This window comes from Amycolatopsis sp. A133 (genome assembly GCF_031082405.1).
Taxonomy (GTDB): Bacteria; Actinomycetota; Actinomycetes; order Mycobacteriales; family Pseudonocardiaceae; genus Amycolatopsis.
In genome coordinates, this window is sequence record NZ_JAVHJU010000002.1 from 133,173 (window position 1) to 147,853 (window position 14,681).

15 protein-coding genes are annotated in these 14,681 nt (G+C 71.5%); 13 read left to right on the plus strand and 2 right to left on the minus strand.

What is annotated here, in order from left to right; translation table 11 throughout:
• Positions 1 to 188 precede the first annotated feature (188 nt).
• The 12 genes from Q5425_RS02475 (at position 189) to Q5425_RS02530 (ending at position 11,931) form a co-directional block, all read left to right on the plus strand.
• Positions 189 to 1,172, plus strand: a complete 984-nt coding sequence (locus Q5425_RS02475; RefSeq protein ID WP_308670402.1) for a LacI family DNA-binding transcriptional regulator — start codon at positions 189 to 191, stop codon at positions 1,170 to 1,172.
• Complete coding sequence (locus Q5425_RS02480; RefSeq protein ID WP_308670403.1) at positions 1,169 to 2,206, plus strand: class I mannose-6-phosphate isomerase; 1,038 nt, start codon at positions 1,169 to 1,171, stop codon at positions 2,204 to 2,206. The genes Q5425_RS02475 and Q5425_RS02480 overlap by 4 nt, the downstream gene beginning before the upstream one ends.
• Complete coding sequence (locus Q5425_RS02485; protein ID WP_308670404.1) at positions 2,203 to 2,967, plus strand: ATP-binding cassette domain-containing protein; 765 nt, start codon at positions 2,203 to 2,205, stop codon at positions 2,965 to 2,967. The genes Q5425_RS02480 and Q5425_RS02485 overlap by 4 nt, the downstream gene beginning before the upstream one ends.
• Positions 2,964 to 4,013 carry an ABC transporter permease gene (locus Q5425_RS02490; protein ID WP_308670405.1) on the plus strand — a complete coding sequence of 350 codons (1,050 nt, stop codon included), beginning with the start codon at positions 2,964 to 2,966 and terminating at the stop codon, positions 4,011 to 4,013. The genes Q5425_RS02485 and Q5425_RS02490 overlap by 4 nt, the downstream gene beginning before the upstream one ends.
• Before the next feature lie 26 nt (positions 4,014 to 4,039).
• A complete protein-coding gene (locus tag Q5425_RS02495) occupies positions 4,040 to 5,035 on the plus strand; it encodes an ABC transporter substrate-binding protein (RefSeq protein WP_308670406.1) in 996 nt (331 codons plus the stop codon).
• A gap of 206 nt (positions 5,036 to 5,241) precedes the next feature.
• Positions 5,242 to 5,943 (plus strand): hypothetical protein, encoded by a 702-nt coding sequence (locus tag Q5425_RS02500; RefSeq protein ID WP_308670407.1) that lies wholly within the window; start codon positions 5,242 to 5,244, stop codon positions 5,941 to 5,943.
• Between the two features lie 31 nt (positions 5,944 to 5,974).
• Positions 5,975 to 7,030, plus strand: a complete 1,056-nt coding sequence (locus Q5425_RS02505) for a histidine kinase (protein WP_308670408.1) — start codon at positions 5,975 to 5,977, stop codon at positions 7,028 to 7,030.
• A complete protein-coding gene (locus tag Q5425_RS02510; RefSeq protein ID WP_308670409.1) occupies positions 7,027 to 7,782 on the plus strand; it encodes a LytTR family DNA-binding domain-containing protein in 756 nt (251 codons plus the stop codon). Before Q5425_RS02505 ends, Q5425_RS02510 begins: the two co-directional genes overlap by 4 nt.
• A 43-nt stretch (positions 7,783 to 7,825) precedes the next feature.
• Entirely contained in the window at positions 7,826 to 8,173 is a 348-nt protein-coding gene (locus Q5425_RS02515) for a hypothetical protein (RefSeq protein ID WP_308670410.1), read from the plus strand.
• Entirely contained in the window at positions 8,173 to 9,897 is a 1,725-nt protein-coding gene (locus Q5425_RS02520) for a cation acetate symporter (RefSeq protein WP_308670411.1), read from the plus strand. Before Q5425_RS02515 ends, Q5425_RS02520 begins: the two co-directional genes overlap by 1 nt.
• 70 nt (positions 9,898 to 9,967) lie before the next feature.
• The gene (locus Q5425_RS02525) at positions 9,968 to 10,327 is read left to right on the plus strand and encodes a DUF485 domain-containing protein (RefSeq protein WP_020644098.1); all 360 of its coding nucleotides are present in this window, start codon (positions 9,968 to 9,970) and stop codon (positions 10,325 to 10,327) included.
• On the plus strand, positions 10,324 to 11,931 hold the full coding sequence (locus Q5425_RS02530) for a cation acetate symporter (protein ID WP_308670412.1): 1,608 nt from the start codon (positions 10,324 to 10,326) through the stop codon (positions 11,929 to 11,931). The genes Q5425_RS02525 and Q5425_RS02530 overlap by 4 nt, the downstream gene beginning before the upstream one ends.
• A gap of 108 nt (positions 11,932 to 12,039) precedes the next feature.
• On the opposite strand, the gene Q5425_RS02535 is transcribed toward Q5425_RS02530, so the two are convergent.
• Both Q5425_RS02535 and Q5425_RS02540 read right to left on the minus strand, forming a co-directional pair.
• Entirely contained in the window at positions 12,040 to 12,777 is a 738-nt protein-coding gene (locus Q5425_RS02535; protein WP_308670413.1) for an isocitrate lyase/phosphoenolpyruvate mutase family protein, read from the minus strand.
• Positions 12,774 to 13,235: a carboxymuconolactone decarboxylase family protein gene (locus tag Q5425_RS02540; RefSeq protein ID WP_308670414.1), complete on the minus strand. Its 462-nt coding sequence runs from the start codon at positions 13,233 to 13,235 to the stop codon at positions 12,774 to 12,776. The genes Q5425_RS02535 and Q5425_RS02540 overlap by 4 nt, the downstream gene beginning before the upstream one ends.
• A 46-nt stretch (positions 13,236 to 13,281) precedes the next feature.
• On the opposite strand from Q5425_RS02540, the gene Q5425_RS02545 reads away from it, so the two are divergent.
• Positions 13,282 to 14,664 (plus strand): PLP-dependent aminotransferase family protein, encoded by a 1,383-nt coding sequence (locus Q5425_RS02545; RefSeq protein ID WP_308670415.1) that lies wholly within the window; start codon positions 13,282 to 13,284, stop codon positions 14,662 to 14,664.
• The last annotated feature ends 17 nt before the right edge of the window (positions 14,665 to 14,681 follow it).

A 14,681-nucleotide genomic window follows, 5' to 3' on the forward strand; every position in this document is an offset into this window, starting at 1 on the left:
TGTCCGCTTCCGGACAGCGTCATCAGCCGTCTGTCCTACGCCGTCAGTAGCCGAATCGGCACAATCCACGCAGGAGGCGTTGACAAGCCACCGGGTCGTGGCGTTCAATCCCGGTCACTATGACAACGTTGTCTCCCCCCGGCCGGGACCGTGACGGCAGCACGCGCACCGCCAGCAGGCGGGCCACGATGAGCGACGTGGCCCGGCTCGCGGGCGTGAGCATCAAGACCGTTTCGCGCGTGGTCAACGACGAACCGGCGGTGCACCCGGACACCGCCGAGCGGGTCATGGCGGCCATCGAGCAGCTGGGTTTCCGGCGGAACCTGGGCGCGCGCAACCTGCGCCGCGGGTCGACCACCGGCACCATCGGGCTGATCGTCGAGGACGTCGGCAACCCCTTCTACTCCGAGCTGAACCGCGCGGTCGAGCGCATCGCGACCTCGTTCGGCCGCCAGGTGCTCACCGGCTCGTCCGAAGAGAACTCCGACCGCGAGCGCGAGCTCGTCCTGGAGTTCTGCGCGCGGCGGGTGGACGGCATCCTCGTCGTCCCGGCCGGGCTCCAGCACGGCTACCTGGTGCCGGAGATGCGCGCGGGCACGCCGGTGGTGTTCATCGACCGGCCGGCCGGCGACATCGTGGCCGACACCGTGCTGGTGGACAACCTCGGCGGCACCATCGAAGCCGTCTCGCACCTGGCGCGGCACGGGCACCGCCGGATCGCGTTCCTCGGCGACAGCCCGGACATCTTCACCGCGGCCGAGCGCCTGCGCGGGTTCCGCGAGGGCTGCGTGCGCAACGGGATCTCCTACGACGAGTCGCTGATCTCGATGGGGACACCGACGCCGGAGGCGGTCGGCGACGCGGTCAAGCGGCTGCTGGACGGCCCGGACGCGGCCACCGCGGTGGTCGCCGGCAACAACCGGGTCGCCGTGCACCTCCTGCGCGCCCTCGCGCACGCCGAACACCGCCCGGCGATGATCGGGTTCGACGACTTCGAGCTGGCGGACCTGCTGAACCCGCCGGTCACCGTGGTCGCGCACGACGTCAGCGCGCTGGGCCACGCCGCGGCCGAACTGCTGTTCGCCCGAGTACAGGGAGATCAGTCCCCGCCGAGAAAGGTAGTCCTGCCCGTGCATCTCGTCGCCCGTGGTTCCGGTGAGGTCGCCCCGTGACCCTCGAACCGATCCGGCTCCCCGCCAACCAGCCGCCGCAGTTCTACCGCGGCGGCGACGCCATCGCGGCGCTGCGCGGCGCGTCGCCGGACAAGAAGTTCGGCCCGGAAGACTGGGTCGCCTCGGTGAGCACCATGTTCGGCCAGGAGACCAACGGCCTGACCCGGCTCCCGGACGGCGCCTGGCTGCGCGACACGGTCGTCGCGAACGCGACCGGCTGGCTCGGCGCGAAGCACGTCGAGGCGCTCGGGACGTCGACCGGGCTGCTGGTGAAGCTCCTCGACGCGGGCCAGCGGCTGCCCGTGCACTTCCACCCCGACGACACGTTCGCGAAGCGGCACTTCGACTCCCACTTCGGCAAGACCGAGGCGTGGATCGTGGTCGGCACCTACGGCGACGACCCGCGCGTCTACCCGGGCTTCAAGGAGACGCTGTCGAAGGCGACGGTGTCCGAGTGGACGCGCGAGCAGGACGTGCCGTCGATGCTGGGCGCGCTGAACAGCGTTCCGGTGACCGCCGGCGACACCGTCTACATCCCGGCCGGGCTGCCGCACGCGATCGGCGAGGGTGTCTTCGTCGTCGAACTGCAGCAGCCGACGGACTTCTCGCTCACCATCGAGTGGCGCGACTTCCTCGCGTCGCCGGAGAAGGGCCACCTCGGCCTCGGCTTCGACACCGCCATCGAGGCGCTGGACACCTCCGGCTGGGACACCGACCGGCTCGAGACGATCATCAAGCGCACCGCGGGCGACCGCTCGTCCACTGTGGACCTGCTGGCCGGCGGATCGGAGCGGTTCTTCCGAGCCGACCAGCTGCGTACCGACGAGGCGACAACGTTGTCACTCGATCCGTCGTTCGCGGTGCTGGTCGTCCTCGACGGCGAAGGCACCCTGCGGACCGAGCACGGCGGCGAGTACGCGCTGGCGAAGGGCGACACCTACGTCGTCCCGTTCGACGCCGGCCAGACCGAGCTGTCCGGCACGGCGACGGTGATCCGCTGCCGGCCGCCGGCGCCGGAAGAGAGGCACGGATGAGCGAAATCCTCCTGGACGCGATCGACCTCACCAAGCACTACGGTTCCGTCGAAGCTCTGCGCGGCGCGTCGTTCCAGGCGCGCGCGGGTGAGGTGACGGCCCTGATCGGTGACAACGGCGCCGGCAAGTCCACGCTGGTCAAGTGCCTCTCCGGCGCGGAGCAGCCGACGTCGGGGAAGATCCTCCTGGACGGCGAGGAAGTGCGCTTCGACTCGCCGACCACCGCGCGGCGGCTGGGGATCGAGACCGTCTACCAGGACCTCGCCGTCGCACCCGAACTCGACCCGGCGGCGAACCTGTTCCTCGGCCGCGAGATCCACCGCAAGGGCATCCTCGGCAAGCTGGGCATGCTCGACAAGGCCGAGATGCGGCGGCAGGCGGTCGAAGAGTTCCAGCGCCTCGGCGTCACGCTGCAGAGCACCGACGTCCCGATCGGCTCGCTGTCCGGCGGCCAGCGCCAGAGCGTCGCGGTCGCGCGCTCGGTCGTGTGGGCGTCGAAGGTCGTGTTCATGGACGAGCCGACCGCGGCGCTGGGGGTCGTGCAGCGCGAGCGTGTGCTCGACGTCATCAAGAAGGTGCGCGACAAGGGCATCGCCGTCGTGCTGATCAGCCACAACATGCCCGAGGTGCTTTCGGTCGCCGACCGCGTCGAGGTGCTGCGGCTCGGCAAGCGCGTCGCCCGGTTCACCGGGACGGACACGAAGCTCGAAGACCTCGTCGCGGCGATGACCGGCGCGCTCGTGCAAGAGGAGGCCGCGTGACCGTGTCGACCCCCGCGAAGGAAATCCAGGAGTCGCCCGAAGCGGGCTTCGGCAAGCGGCCGCTGGGCAAACGCCTGGCCGGCGCCAACACGTTCTGGATCGCGCTGGTCCTGGTGGCGCTGATCATCGTGTTCAGCGCGATCGCCCCCGGCGAGTTCGCGACGCTGTTCACCTTCCAGACGCTGCTCATCGAGACGGCCGTGCTGCTGGTGCTCTCGGTCGGGATGACGTTCGTGATCATCACCTCCGGCATCGACCTGTCCGTCGGCTCGGTGCTGATCTTCGCCGGCATGGTCGCCGGCAAGGTCATGGAGGCGATGTCCGGCGGCAACGCGTCGAACGCCGGCTGGGGCGTCATCACGGCCGGCCTGGTCGCCGCGGTCGTCGCCGGGACGGCGTGGGGCCTGGTCAACGGGTTCCTCATCGCGGTGGCGGGGATCCCGCCGCTGATCGTCACCCTCGGCACGATGGGTGCGGCGCTCGGCGCGGCCTACCTGCTCAACAACGGGTCGGACGTGCGCAGCGTGCCGGTCGCGCTCAACCAGACCCTCGGTTACGGCACGTCGTTCGGCATCGTGCCGAACCTGGTCATCGTGGCCGTGGTGATCACGCTGATCGGCGCGTGGCTGCTGCACACGACGAAGTTCGGCCGGTACACCTTCGCCGTCGGCTCCAACGCCGAGGGCGCGCGGCGCGCCGGCATCGGCGTCACGCGGCACCTGCTGAAGGTGTACACGCTGACGGGTTTCCTGGCCGGGATCGCCGGGTTCCTCTCGCTGGCGTACTACGCGTCGACCACGATCTCGGCGCACACCACCGACAACCTCAACGCCATCGCCGCGGTCGTGATGGGCGGCACGAGCCTGTTCGGCGGCGTCGGTTCGGTGCTGGGCACGGTGATCGGCGTGTTCATCCCGGCCGTGCTGAAGAAGGGCTTCAACATCACGCACGTCCAGGACTTCTGGCAGATGATCGCCGTCGGTGCGGTCCTGATCGCCGCCGTCTGGTTCGACCAGCGGCGCCGCCGTCAACGCAACTCCCGCTGAGTTCCCCCGAGTACAAAGAGGTGCTTATGAAACTCACCAAGACTTTCGCGGCCGTCGGTGCGCTGGCCTCGGCCGCCGCGCTGCTCACCGCGTGCGGGTCCGGCACGGTCGGGCAGACCGGGTCCGGCGATTCCGCCAAGCCGGCCGGCAGCAAGAAGCTGGCGCTGATCCCGGGTGTGCAGGCCGAGCCGTTCTACATCTCGCTGCAGTGCGGCGCGCAGGCCGAGGCGAAGAAGCTCGGCTACGAGCTGACCACGCAGGCGCCGCAGAAGTTCGACGCGGCGATGCAGACCCAGCTCGTCAACGCCCTCGGCTCCAACCCGCCGGCCGCGCTGCTCATCGCCCCGACCGACGACACGGCGATGCTCGCGCCGATCCAGCAGGTGAAGGCGCGCGGCGCGAAGATCGTCGAGGTCGACACGTCGCTGAAGGACACGAGCGTGGCCGCGTCGTCCGTCTCCTCCGACAACGCCTCGGGCGGCAAGCTCGCGGCCCAGACGATGGCCAAGCTCGCGAACGGCAAGAGCGGCTCGGTGCTCGTCCTCGACACGATCGCCGGCACCTCGACCACGGCGGCCCGCGCGAAGGGCTTCGAGGACGAGCTGAAGAACACCCCGAACCTGAAGTCGATCGGCGTCCAGTTCACCCAGAACGAGCCCGACCAGGCGGCGTCCAAGGTGACGGCGGCGCTGTCGTCGACCCCGGACCTGATCGGCATCTTCGCGACCAACCTCAACACGGGTGAAGGCGCGGCGACCGGCCTGCGCAACGCGGGCAAGGTCGGCGCGGTCAACCTGATCGGCTTCGACGCGAGCCCGTCCGAGGTCGAAGGCCTCAAGAACGGCCAGTACCAGGCCCTGATCGCCCAGGACCCGGCCTCGATCGGCACCCAGGGCGTCCAGCAGGCGGTCGCGGCGATCGAGGGCAAGCCGGTGACGCGCACCCTCACCGCGGAGCTGCACTCGATCACCAAGGCGGACATGGACGCCAACTCCCAGTACTTCTACAAGCAGAGCTGCTGATCCCGTCCGTCAGAGCCCTGCGAGCGGTACACACCCGCTCCCAGGGCCCTGACCAGGGGTGTTCACCGCCGGTGAACACCTGCTGCCGGTCACCGCGGTGGGAGAACCGCTCACCGCACAGCCCGTTTACCCGGACGGGTGTTCCGCGTCACACTCATCTGCACATGCATCTGCACTTTCAGATGCATGATCGCAGGGAGGGTGCGATGAAGTACGAGCGGCCGGCTTTGCACCGGACGATCTTCGCCGTGGACGTCGAGGGCTACGGCGACCAACGCAGGACCACACCACACCGGCTGGCGTTGCGCGAAGGGCTGTACCGCGCGCTCTGCCGGGCGTTCGACGACGCCGGCGTCCCGTGGGCGGCCTGCCGGCGCGAGGACTGCGGCGACGGCGTCTTCGTCCTCGTCCCGCCGGAGATCCCGAAGGGGCTCTTCGTCGAGTTCCTGCCCGCCGCGCTCGCCGTCGCGCTGCACCGGCACAACCGCACGCACGACCCCGGGGCCCGGATCCGGCTCCGGATGGCGCTGCACGCGGGCGAGGTCGCCTACGACGACCACGGCGTCACCGCGCCCGCGATCAACCAGACGTTCCGGCTGCTGGAAGCGGGCCCGCTGAAGGAGGCGCTCAAGGCGTCGCCCGGCGTGCTGGCGCTGATCACGTCGGCGTGGTTCTTCGACGAGGTCGTCCGGCACAGCGACGGCCTCGACCCGACCACGTTCCGGCCGGTGCCGGTGGCGGTCAAGGAGACCCGCACGACCGGCTGGATCTCGCTGCCGGACCGGCCGTACCCGGCGAACGCGAGCCTGCTGCGCGGCTTGACCGCGATCGACCACTACCGCACCTGGCGCCGGTTCCGCCGCCACGCCCAGGTGCTGGCCGACCGGGAGGACGCCGCCTGGCCGTAGGATCTACCCGCCAGCCGCCGAGGGAGGCTCGATGACCGCGCTGCGCCTGCGCCCGGCGTCCCACGCCGACCCGCTGCCGGTGCTCGCCGCCGCCCGCCGCATCACCGACGACCTGCGCGACGGCCTGTCCGGCACACCCGCCCGCCGCGCCGCGCACCGCCTGCGCCGGCTGTTCGGCTTCCCCGGGCTCGGCCTCACCGACCTCTCCGGGTCGCTGCTGTGGTCCGGGCGGCCGGGGCCGGACGCGGTCGTGGCGACGGTGCTCGACGCCGTGCTGCACACCGAGGAGCCCGGTTCCGCGCCGGACGTCCTCGTGCTGCCGCTGCACGTCCGCGACGAGCTCGCGGGCGCCCTGCTGGTCGTCGGCGACGTCCGGGACGCGGTCGCCGGCCATGCCGCCGACCTGGTCGTCCAGGCGCTCGAGCGGGGCAGGCTCGAGGCGTCGGCGGAGCAGGCGGCGCAGGCCGAACTGCGGGCGCTGCGGGCGGAGATGTCGCCGCACTTCGTCTACAACGCCCTCACCGTCATCGCGTCGCTGGTGCGTTCGGACCCCGACCGCGCCCGCGACCTCATGCTCGACTTCGCCGACTACACCCGCTACAGCCTGGCGCGCCACGGCGAGTACACCGTCGTCGCCGAGGAGTTCCGCGCGATCGAGACGTACCTGGCGCTGCAGAAGGCGGTGCTCGGCGAACGGCTGCGCGTCCAGGTGCGGGTCGCGCCGGAGATCCTCGCCGTCGCGGTGCCCTACCTCGTGCTGGAGCCGCTGGTGGAGAACGCGATCCGGCACGGCATCGAGCCGCGGTCGGGCACCGGGCACGTCCAGGTGCACGGACAGGCGGAAGGGAACGACTGCGTGATCTTCGTCGAGGACGACGGGGTCGGCATGGACCCGGAGCGGGCCGCGGCCATCCTGGCCGGGCGCACCGGCGAGGACGATGCCGCAGGTATGGGATTGGCCAATGTGGACAGAAGGCTGCGGGACGTGTACGGCGCGTGGTACGGCCTCACCGTCGAAACCGAGATCGGCGCGGGCACGCGGGTGATCGTGCGGGTACCGCGGTTCCAGCCGGGGGTGCTGCCGTGACCGGGCTCCGGGTGCTCGCCGTCGACGACCTGCCGCCCGCTTTGGACGAGCTCTGCCGCATGCTGCGCGAAGCGCCCGAAGTCCGCGAAGTCGTCGGCGCGGGTGACGCGCTGAAGGCGTTGAAGCTGCTTCAAGCCGACCGGTTCGACGCGGTGTTCCTCGACATCTCGATGCCGGGCCTCGACGGCCTGGAACTGGCGTCCCTGCTGGCGAAGCTGAGCGAGCCGCCGGTGATCGTGTTCGTCACGGCGCACGACGGCCACGCGGTGGCGGCGTACGGCATCGGCGCGGTCGACTACCTGCTCAAGCCGGTCCGCACCGAACGGCTGTCCGCGGCCTTGGCGAAGGTGCTGCGGATGGCGACCCCGGCGTCCCGGCCGACCCCGGACGCGATGGCCGCGCTGCCGGTCGAGTCGGGTGGGCGGACCCGGTACGTCCGCCGCGACGACGTCCTGTTCGTCGAGGCCCACGGCGACTACGTCCGCCTGCACACGCGCGGCGGGGTGCACCTGGTGCGGATGCCGATCTCCCGGCTCGAGGAGTACTGGGAGGGCACCGGGTTCAGCCGGGTGCACCGGGGTTTCCTGCTGGCCGTCGGAGCGGTGCTGGAGCTGCGCAGTGACAGCGCGGGAGGGCTGCTGGCCCACACCGAAGCCGGCGACGTCCCGGTGAGCCGCCGCCACGCCCGCGACCTGCGGGACCGGCTGCTGGAGGCCGCCCAGCGCGGCCAGCTGGGGCCGGGTGTCCGGTGAGCGCCCGGCAGCTCGGGGCCGCCGGCTTCCGGCCGGGCCCGCGATGAGCAAGATCCGGCGGGTCGCCGTCACCAGCCCGCAGACCCGCCTCGCCCACGCCCGCCGCCGGTCGCGCGGCCGCTGGCGCCAGCCCCGGCTCCCGGCGGGCGACACCCAGCGCGCCACCGCCCTCTACGCCGCCCAGCGCCGTCGCGGCATTCCCGCGCTGGTCCTCATGTTCGCGCTGCTGCTCGGCCTCCCCGGCGTCTTCGCGATCTTCCCGGCCCTGGACTCTGTCCGGTTGCTGGGCATTCCGTTGTCCTGGCTGCTGCTCGCGGTCTTCCCCTACCCCGCGATGGCCCTCTTGGCCCGCTGGCAGCTGCGCCGCGCCGAGCGCCTCGAGGACGAGTAGTGGGCATCGCGCTCGCCGTCGCCCCGGTCGTGCTCGTGACGCTGCTGATCGGCGTCCGCGGAGTCGCCGCGATGCGCACGACGTCGGACTTCCTCGTGGCGTCCCGCCGGATCTCCCCGCTGGTGAACTCGGCCGCCGTCTCGGGCGAGTACCTGTCGGCCGCGTCCTTCCTCGGCGTCGCCGGGCTCGTCGTCAAAGACGGCATCGGCGCTCTCTGGTACCCCGTCGGCTTCACCGCCGGCTACATCGCGATGCTCGTGCTCGTCGCCGCGCCGATGCGGCGGTCGGGCGCCCTGACCGTCCCCGACTTCGCCGAAGCCCGCCTCAACTCCCCCGCGCTGCGCCGCCTCACCGCCGTCGTCGTGCTGGTCATCGGCACCATCTACGTCGTCCCGCAGTTCCGCACCGCCGGCCTGGTGCTCACCGCGGTCGGCGGCACCCCGTACTGGGTCGGCGTGGTGCTGGCCGGCGCCGCGGTCAGCGTCACCCTCGCGCTCGGTGGCATGCGCGCGGCGACGTACGTGCAGGCGTTCCAGTTCGTGCTGAAGCTGCTGCTGTTCCTCATCCCGGCGATCTGGCTGGTGCTGCAGGCCGGCGCGGTCAACCGGACCGACGCGCTCCACCCCGTCGAGTTCACCCACTTCGCCCGCGAGACGCCGGTGAAGTTCGAAGTCGACGTGACGATGGAGATCCGCGAGCCGACCACCGCGCGCGTCAACGGCGTCCCCCGGATCCTCGCCCCGGGCGAGTTCACCGCGCACAGCCAGGACCAGGTCGTGTTCGGCGAAGGCGCCGCGGTCCCGGCCGTCCGCGGCGGGGCCCCGCTCGGCGGTCCGGATTGGCGGCGGCCGCTGCTCGACCTCGGCGACCAGGGCTACCCGCTGCTCGGCACGTGGGCCGTCCTCATCGCGACCATGCTGGGCACGATGGGCCTGCCGCACGTCCTGATGCGCTTCCACACCAGCCCGGACGGCCGCGCCGCGCGCCGCACCGCCGCGATCACCGTCGCGCTGCTCGGCGTCTTCTACCTCTTCCCCGGCGTCTACGGCGTGCTCGGCCGGGTCCTCGTCCCCGGCCTGTACCTCTCCGGCGCGACCGACACCGTGGTCGTCGCACTGCCGTACCAAGTGGACAGTGGCTGGGCCGGCGGCCTCTTCACGGCGTTGCTGACCGCGGGCGCGTTCGCCGCGTTCCTGGCGACGTCGCTCGGCCTGCTGCTGGTGATGTCGGGCGCGATCGCGCACGACCTCGTGCCCGGCGGGCTGCGGCGGCTGCGGATCGCCGTGTTCGGCGTCGCCGGGGCGATGGTGCTGCTGGCACTGCGCTCGGCGGAGCTCGACGCCGGCGTCCTGGTGACGTGGGGCTTCACCGTGGCCGCGTCGACGTTCTGCCCGCTGCTGGTGCTCGGCATCTGGTGGCCGCGGCTGACCGCGACCGGCGGGATCGCCGGCGTGCTGGCCGGGCTGGTGGCGTCGTCCGGCTCGATCCTGTTCGCCCTCGCCGGGCCGCCGCTGCGCGGCTGGGTGGCGATCTTGGTGCAGCAACCGGCACCCTGGTCGGTACCCTTGGCATTCGGCGTAATGGCGCTGGTCTCCCTGCGGGGCAGGCCACCGGCCTGGTCGACGGCGGCGATGCTGCGCCTGCACCTGGACGAACCCCGTTCGACCGGACCGCGCGACCGTTCGTCAACCGTTCGTCGTCTCGCCCGGCTGTTGAACCGCTGAATCTTCACTCGAGACTCACACGTCCCTACGGTGTCGCAGGTCACTTTCCGCAACGTCGCAGGGAGCAGCGATGAGCACGACGGACACCGGCGGGCCCCCGGACACGTCAGAAACCATCTGGGAACGCGCGCACGAAAGCACCGAGTTCCGCGAGCTGCGCAGCCGCCTGCGCCGGTTCGTCTTCCCGATGACGGCGGTGTTCCTCCTCTGGTACCTGCTGTACGTGCTCCTCGCGGACTACGCGCACGGCTTCATGAGCACGAAGGTGTTCGGCAACATCAACGTCGGCCTGATCTTCGGCCTGCTGCAGTTCGTCTCGACGTTCGTGATCACCGGGCTCTACGTCCGGTACGCCAACCGGAAGCTCGACCCGGTCGCCGAGAAGATCCGTGAGGACATCGAGGGCGACTCTGCGAAGGAGCAGGCATGACGAACATCGCCGCGGGTGTGGAAGGCAGCAACCCGCTCCTGAACATCCTCATCTTCGCCCTCTTCGTGGTCATCACCCTGGTGATCGTGTTCCGGGCCAGCCGCAACACGAAGACGGCGTCGGACTACTACGCCGCCGGCCGCGCCTTCACCGGCCCGCAGAACGGCATCGCGATCTCGGGTGACTACCTGTCGGCGGCGTCGTTCCTCGGCATCGCCGGCGCGATCGCCATCAACGGCTACGACGGCTTCCTCTACTCCATCGGCTTCCTGGTGGCGTGGCTCGTCGCGCTGCTGCTGGTCGCGGAACTGCTGCGCAACACCGGCAAGTTCACGATGGGCGACGTCCTGGCCTTCCGGATGAAGCAGCGGCCGGTGCGGGCCGCGGCCGCGACGTCTACGATGGCCGTGTCGTTCTTCTACCTGCTCGCGCAGATGGCGGGCGCCGGTGGTCTCGTGGCGCTGCTGCTCGGTGTCGAAGGCGGCGGCGCGCAGGCGCTGGTGATCGCCGTGGTCGGCATCATCATGATCGCCTACGTCCTGATCGGCGGCATGAAGGGCACCACCTGGGTGCAGATCATCAAGGCCGCGCTGCTGATCGTCGGCGCGCTCGTGATCACCCTGTGGGTGCTCGGCAAGTACAACTTCAACTTCTCCAGCCTGCTGCAGGCCGCCGTCGACAAGGCGGGCAAGGCCGGGGAGACGCTGCTCGGCCCGGGCAAGCAGTACGGCGCCACTGGCACGTCCAAGCTGGACTTCCTGTCCCTGGGCATCGCCTTGGTCCTGGGCACCGCGGGTCTGCCGCACGTCCTGATGCGCTTCTACACGGTGCCGACGGCCCGCGACGCACGCCGCTCGGTGGTCTGGGCGATCGTCCTGATCGGCGTGTTCTACCTGTTCACGCTGGTGCTCGGCTACGGCGCCGGTGCGCTGGTCGGACCGGACACGATCAAGAAGGCGCCGGGCGGGGTCAACTCCGCGGCGCCGTTGCTCGCGCTCGAACTGGGCGGGCCGGTGCTGCTGGGCCTGATCTCCGCGATCGCCTTCGCGACGATCCTCGCGGTGGTCGCCGGCCTGACGATCACGGCGTCGGCGTCCTTCGCCCACGACGTCTACGCGAACGTCGTCAAGCGGGGCAAGACGTCGCCGGACTCGGAGGTCAAGGTCGCCCGGATCACCGCGGTGGTGATCGGGATCCTCGCCATCGGCGGCGGCATCCTGGCCAACGGGCAGAACGTCGCGTTCCTGGTCGCGCTGGCCTTCGCCGTCGCGGCGTCGGCGAACCTGCCGACGATCCTCTACTCGCTGTTCTGGAAGCGGTTCAACACCCAGGGCGCGCTGTGGTCGATCTACGGCGGCCTGGCCATCACGATCGTCCTGATCGTGTTCTCGCCCGCCGTTTCCGGCAAGAGCACGTCGATGTTCAAGAACGCCGACTTCGCCTGGTTCCCGCTGAGCAACCCCGGCATCGTCTCGATCCCGGCCGCGTTCATCCTGGGCTGGCTGGGCACGGTCCTGTCCAAGGAGCACGACCAGAAGAAGTACGCCGAGATGGAGGTCCGTTCCCTGACCGGCGCGGGCGCCGAGAAGGCCGTGGCGCACTAACCGGTCTTCCGGGGTTCCGGTTGGCGGAGCCCCGATCCGGCCCAGTTCCACCGACCCCGAAGGCCGCCGCGAGGGTGTTCCCGATCCCCTCGCGGCGGCCTTCGGCCATCAGTACGGCAGCTTGCCCTGCGCGACACCCGCGACGGCCGCTTCGAACTGCGTGCGGACGTACTGCCACAGCCCGCCGCCCAGCGAAATCCTCGCCACCCCCAGCTCGGCGAGGCCTCCGAGGCCCGGGCTGCCCGGCCACGCGGGCGCGTTGACCGCACCGCCGGTCCCCCGCACGAACTCCGCGATCAGCTCCGGCGTGCGCAGGTGGATCGGGTAGACGCAGTCGGCGCCCGCTTCGAGGTAGGCCTTCGCCCTGGCGACGCCGGCTTCGAGAGCTTCTTCCGGATCCACTCCGCGGAAGGAGTCGACCCGGGCGTTGATCACCAGCCCGTCGCCCGCCGCCTCGCGCAGGGCGGCGATCCGCGCCGCCTGGTCGGCGACCGGCCGGACGCCGCCGGTGGCGTGGTCGGTGTCCTCGAAGTTGCAGCCGACGGCGCCGGCGTCGAGCAGCCGGGCCGCCAGTTCGGCGCCGGACAGGCCGTAGCCCGACTCGGCGTCGACGGTGACTGGGACGCCGACCGCCTTGGCGATCCGCGCGGCGGCGGCGAACATCTCCTCCGCCGGAGCCTGCTCGCCGTCGGGGAAACCGAGCGCGGCCGCGACGGCGACCGAGCTGGTCGCCACGGCGGGGAACCCGGCGGCCTCGACGAGCTTCGCGGTGTCGGCGTCCCAGACGTTCGGCAGCACGACGGGCTTGCCGGGGACGTGCAGCGCCCTGAGCGCGGCGGCGGTCACGAGTCCCGCTCCGGCAGCGGCGTGTGGCTGGTGATGGTCATCCGGTTCCAGCTGTTGATCGCGATGATCTCCCAGGCCACGGCCTGGTACTGCTCCTCGGTGAACACCTGCACCGCCCGCTCGTAGACGTCGTCGGGCACGGTCTGCGTCGCGGACAACTTGGTCATCGCTTCGGTGAGGGCGAGGGCGGCCTGCTCCTGCTCGGTGAACAGGTCGGTCTCCCGCCAGCCGTCGAGCACGAACAGCCGCCGCGGCGACTCGCCCAGCTCGAGCGCGTCGCGGCTGTGCATGTCGAGGCAGTAGGCGCAGCCGTTGATCTGCGACGCGCGGGTCTTCACCAGTTCCAGCAGTTTGGGGTCGAGCCCCGCGTTGGCGCCGGCCTTGTTCACCTCGGCCTGCAGGTTCGCCATCGCCTGGTAGAGCTCGGGAGCGCCCCCGAGCCCGATTCGCTTGGTCATGCAGTCCACGCTAGTGCGAACTGGTCCACGGGTATGGTCCAGTCACATGACGGAATCGTGGTCCAGTTCCGGGCTCGACGTCCACCTCGGCTGGGATCCCTCGACGGGCCGCGGCGGCCTCGCTTCGGCGATCCGCGAAGCCATCCGGGACGGCCGGTGGCAGGCGGGTGCGGCGGTGCCCTCGACCCGCGCCTTGGCCCACGACCTCGGCGTCGCGCGCGGCACGGTCACCCGCGTGTACGCCGACCTCGCGGCCGAGGGCTACCTGCGCACGGCCCAGGGCGCGCCGACCCGGGTGGCGACGGCGGGATCGCTGCCCCAGTCCGCACCGCGGCAGGCACCGCGCGACCCGGCACCTCGCTGGGACCTGCGGCCGGGCCGCCCGGACCTGACGGCGTTCCCGCGCCAGGCGTGGATCACCGCCACCCGGCGGGCCCTGCTGCGGACGCCGGCGTCGGCGTTCGGCTACGAGTCGGAGCTGGGCGCGCCGGAGCTGCGGGACACCCTCGCCGGCTACCTGGCCCGCGCTCGCGGGGTGGTCGCCGACCCGGCCCGGATCGTGGTGTGCCACGGCTTTTCGCACGCCATCGCGGTGTTGTCCCGGGCGCTGCACGACCTGGGGGTGGGCGAGATGGCGTTCGAGAACCCGTCGCTGGGGCTGTACCGGTCGATCGCGGCGGCACAGGGCCCGCGGATCGTCGGTGTGGACGTCGACGCGCACGGCCTCGACGTGTCCGCTGTGGACAGTCCGGCGGTGGTCGTCACCCCGGCGCACCAGTACCCCACCGGCGTCACGCTGGCCCCGCCCCGCCGTGCGGCGCTGGCCCGCTGGGCGAGCGAATCGGGGGCGTACGTGCTGGAGGACGACTACGACGGCGAGTTCCGCTTCGACCGCCAGCAGGTCGGGGCGCTGCAGGCGCTGGCACCGGAGCGGGTGGTGTACGCGGGCACGGCCAGCAAGACGCTCGCACCGGCCCTCCGGCTGGCGTGGCTGGTGCTGCCGCGGTCACTGGTGGAGCCGGTCCGCGCGGCGATGGCCGGCAGCGGCTCGCGCCCGGCGCTGCTGAACCAGCTGGTGCTGGCCGAGCTGATCGACTCGGGTGCCTACGACCGGCACGTCCGCCGCAGCCGCGCGGAGTACCGCAGCCGCCGTTCGCGGCTGCTGGCGGCCCTGCCGGATTCGGTGCGCCCGCACGGCATCGCGGCGGGTCTGCACCTGCTGCTGATGCTCCCGCGGGAGGGTCCTTCGGAGGCCACGGCCCTGGCGGCCTGCCGCCGCCGGTCAATCGGCCTCGAGGGCCTTTCGAGCCACTGGATGACCCCCAACGGCCCCGGCGGCCTGATAGTCGGCTACGCGGCCACGCCGAAGCACGCCTTCGCCGGCGCAACCCGAACCCTGGTGGAAGCCCTCTGGGAAATCACCCCCTAACCCCCACCCGAGTCCCG

Bases quoted from the DNA above. Each gene is read 5' to 3' on its own strand.
- Q5425_RS02540 (WP_308670414.1), bottom strand. From the start codon at position 13,235: ATGACCAAGCGAATCGGGCTCGGGGGCGCTCCCGAGCTCTACCAGGCG.
- Q5425_RS02475 (WP_308670402.1), top strand. From the start codon at position 189: ATGAGCGACGTGGCCCGGCTCGCGGGCGTGAGCATCAAGACCGTTTCG.
- Q5425_RS02525 (WP_020644098.1), top strand. From the start codon at position 9,968: ATGAGCACGACGGACACCGGCGGGCCCCCGGACACGTCAGAAACCATC.
- Q5425_RS02530 (WP_308670412.1), top strand. From the start codon at position 10,324: ATGACGAACATCGCCGCGGGTGTGGAAGGCAGCAACCCGCTCCTGAAC.
- Q5425_RS02545 (WP_308670415.1), top strand. From the start codon at position 13,282: ATGACGGAATCGTGGTCCAGTTCCGGGCTCGACGTCCACCTCGGCTGG.
- Q5425_RS02495 (WP_308670406.1), top strand. From the start codon at position 4,040: ATGAAACTCACCAAGACTTTCGCGGCCGTCGGTGCGCTGGCCTCGGCC.
- Q5425_RS02485 (WP_308670404.1), top strand. From the start codon at position 2,203: ATGAGCGAAATCCTCCTGGACGCGATCGACCTCACCAAGCACTACGGT.
- Q5425_RS02515 (WP_308670410.1), top strand. From the start codon at position 7,826: ATGAGCAAGATCCGGCGGGTCGCCGTCACCAGCCCGCAGACCCGCCTC.
- Q5425_RS02500 (WP_308670407.1), top strand. From the start codon at position 5,242: ATGAAGTACGAGCGGCCGGCTTTGCACCGGACGATCTTCGCCGTGGAC.
- Q5425_RS02505 (WP_308670408.1), top strand. From the start codon at position 5,975: ATGACCGCGCTGCGCCTGCGCCCGGCGTCCCACGCCGACCCGCTGCCG.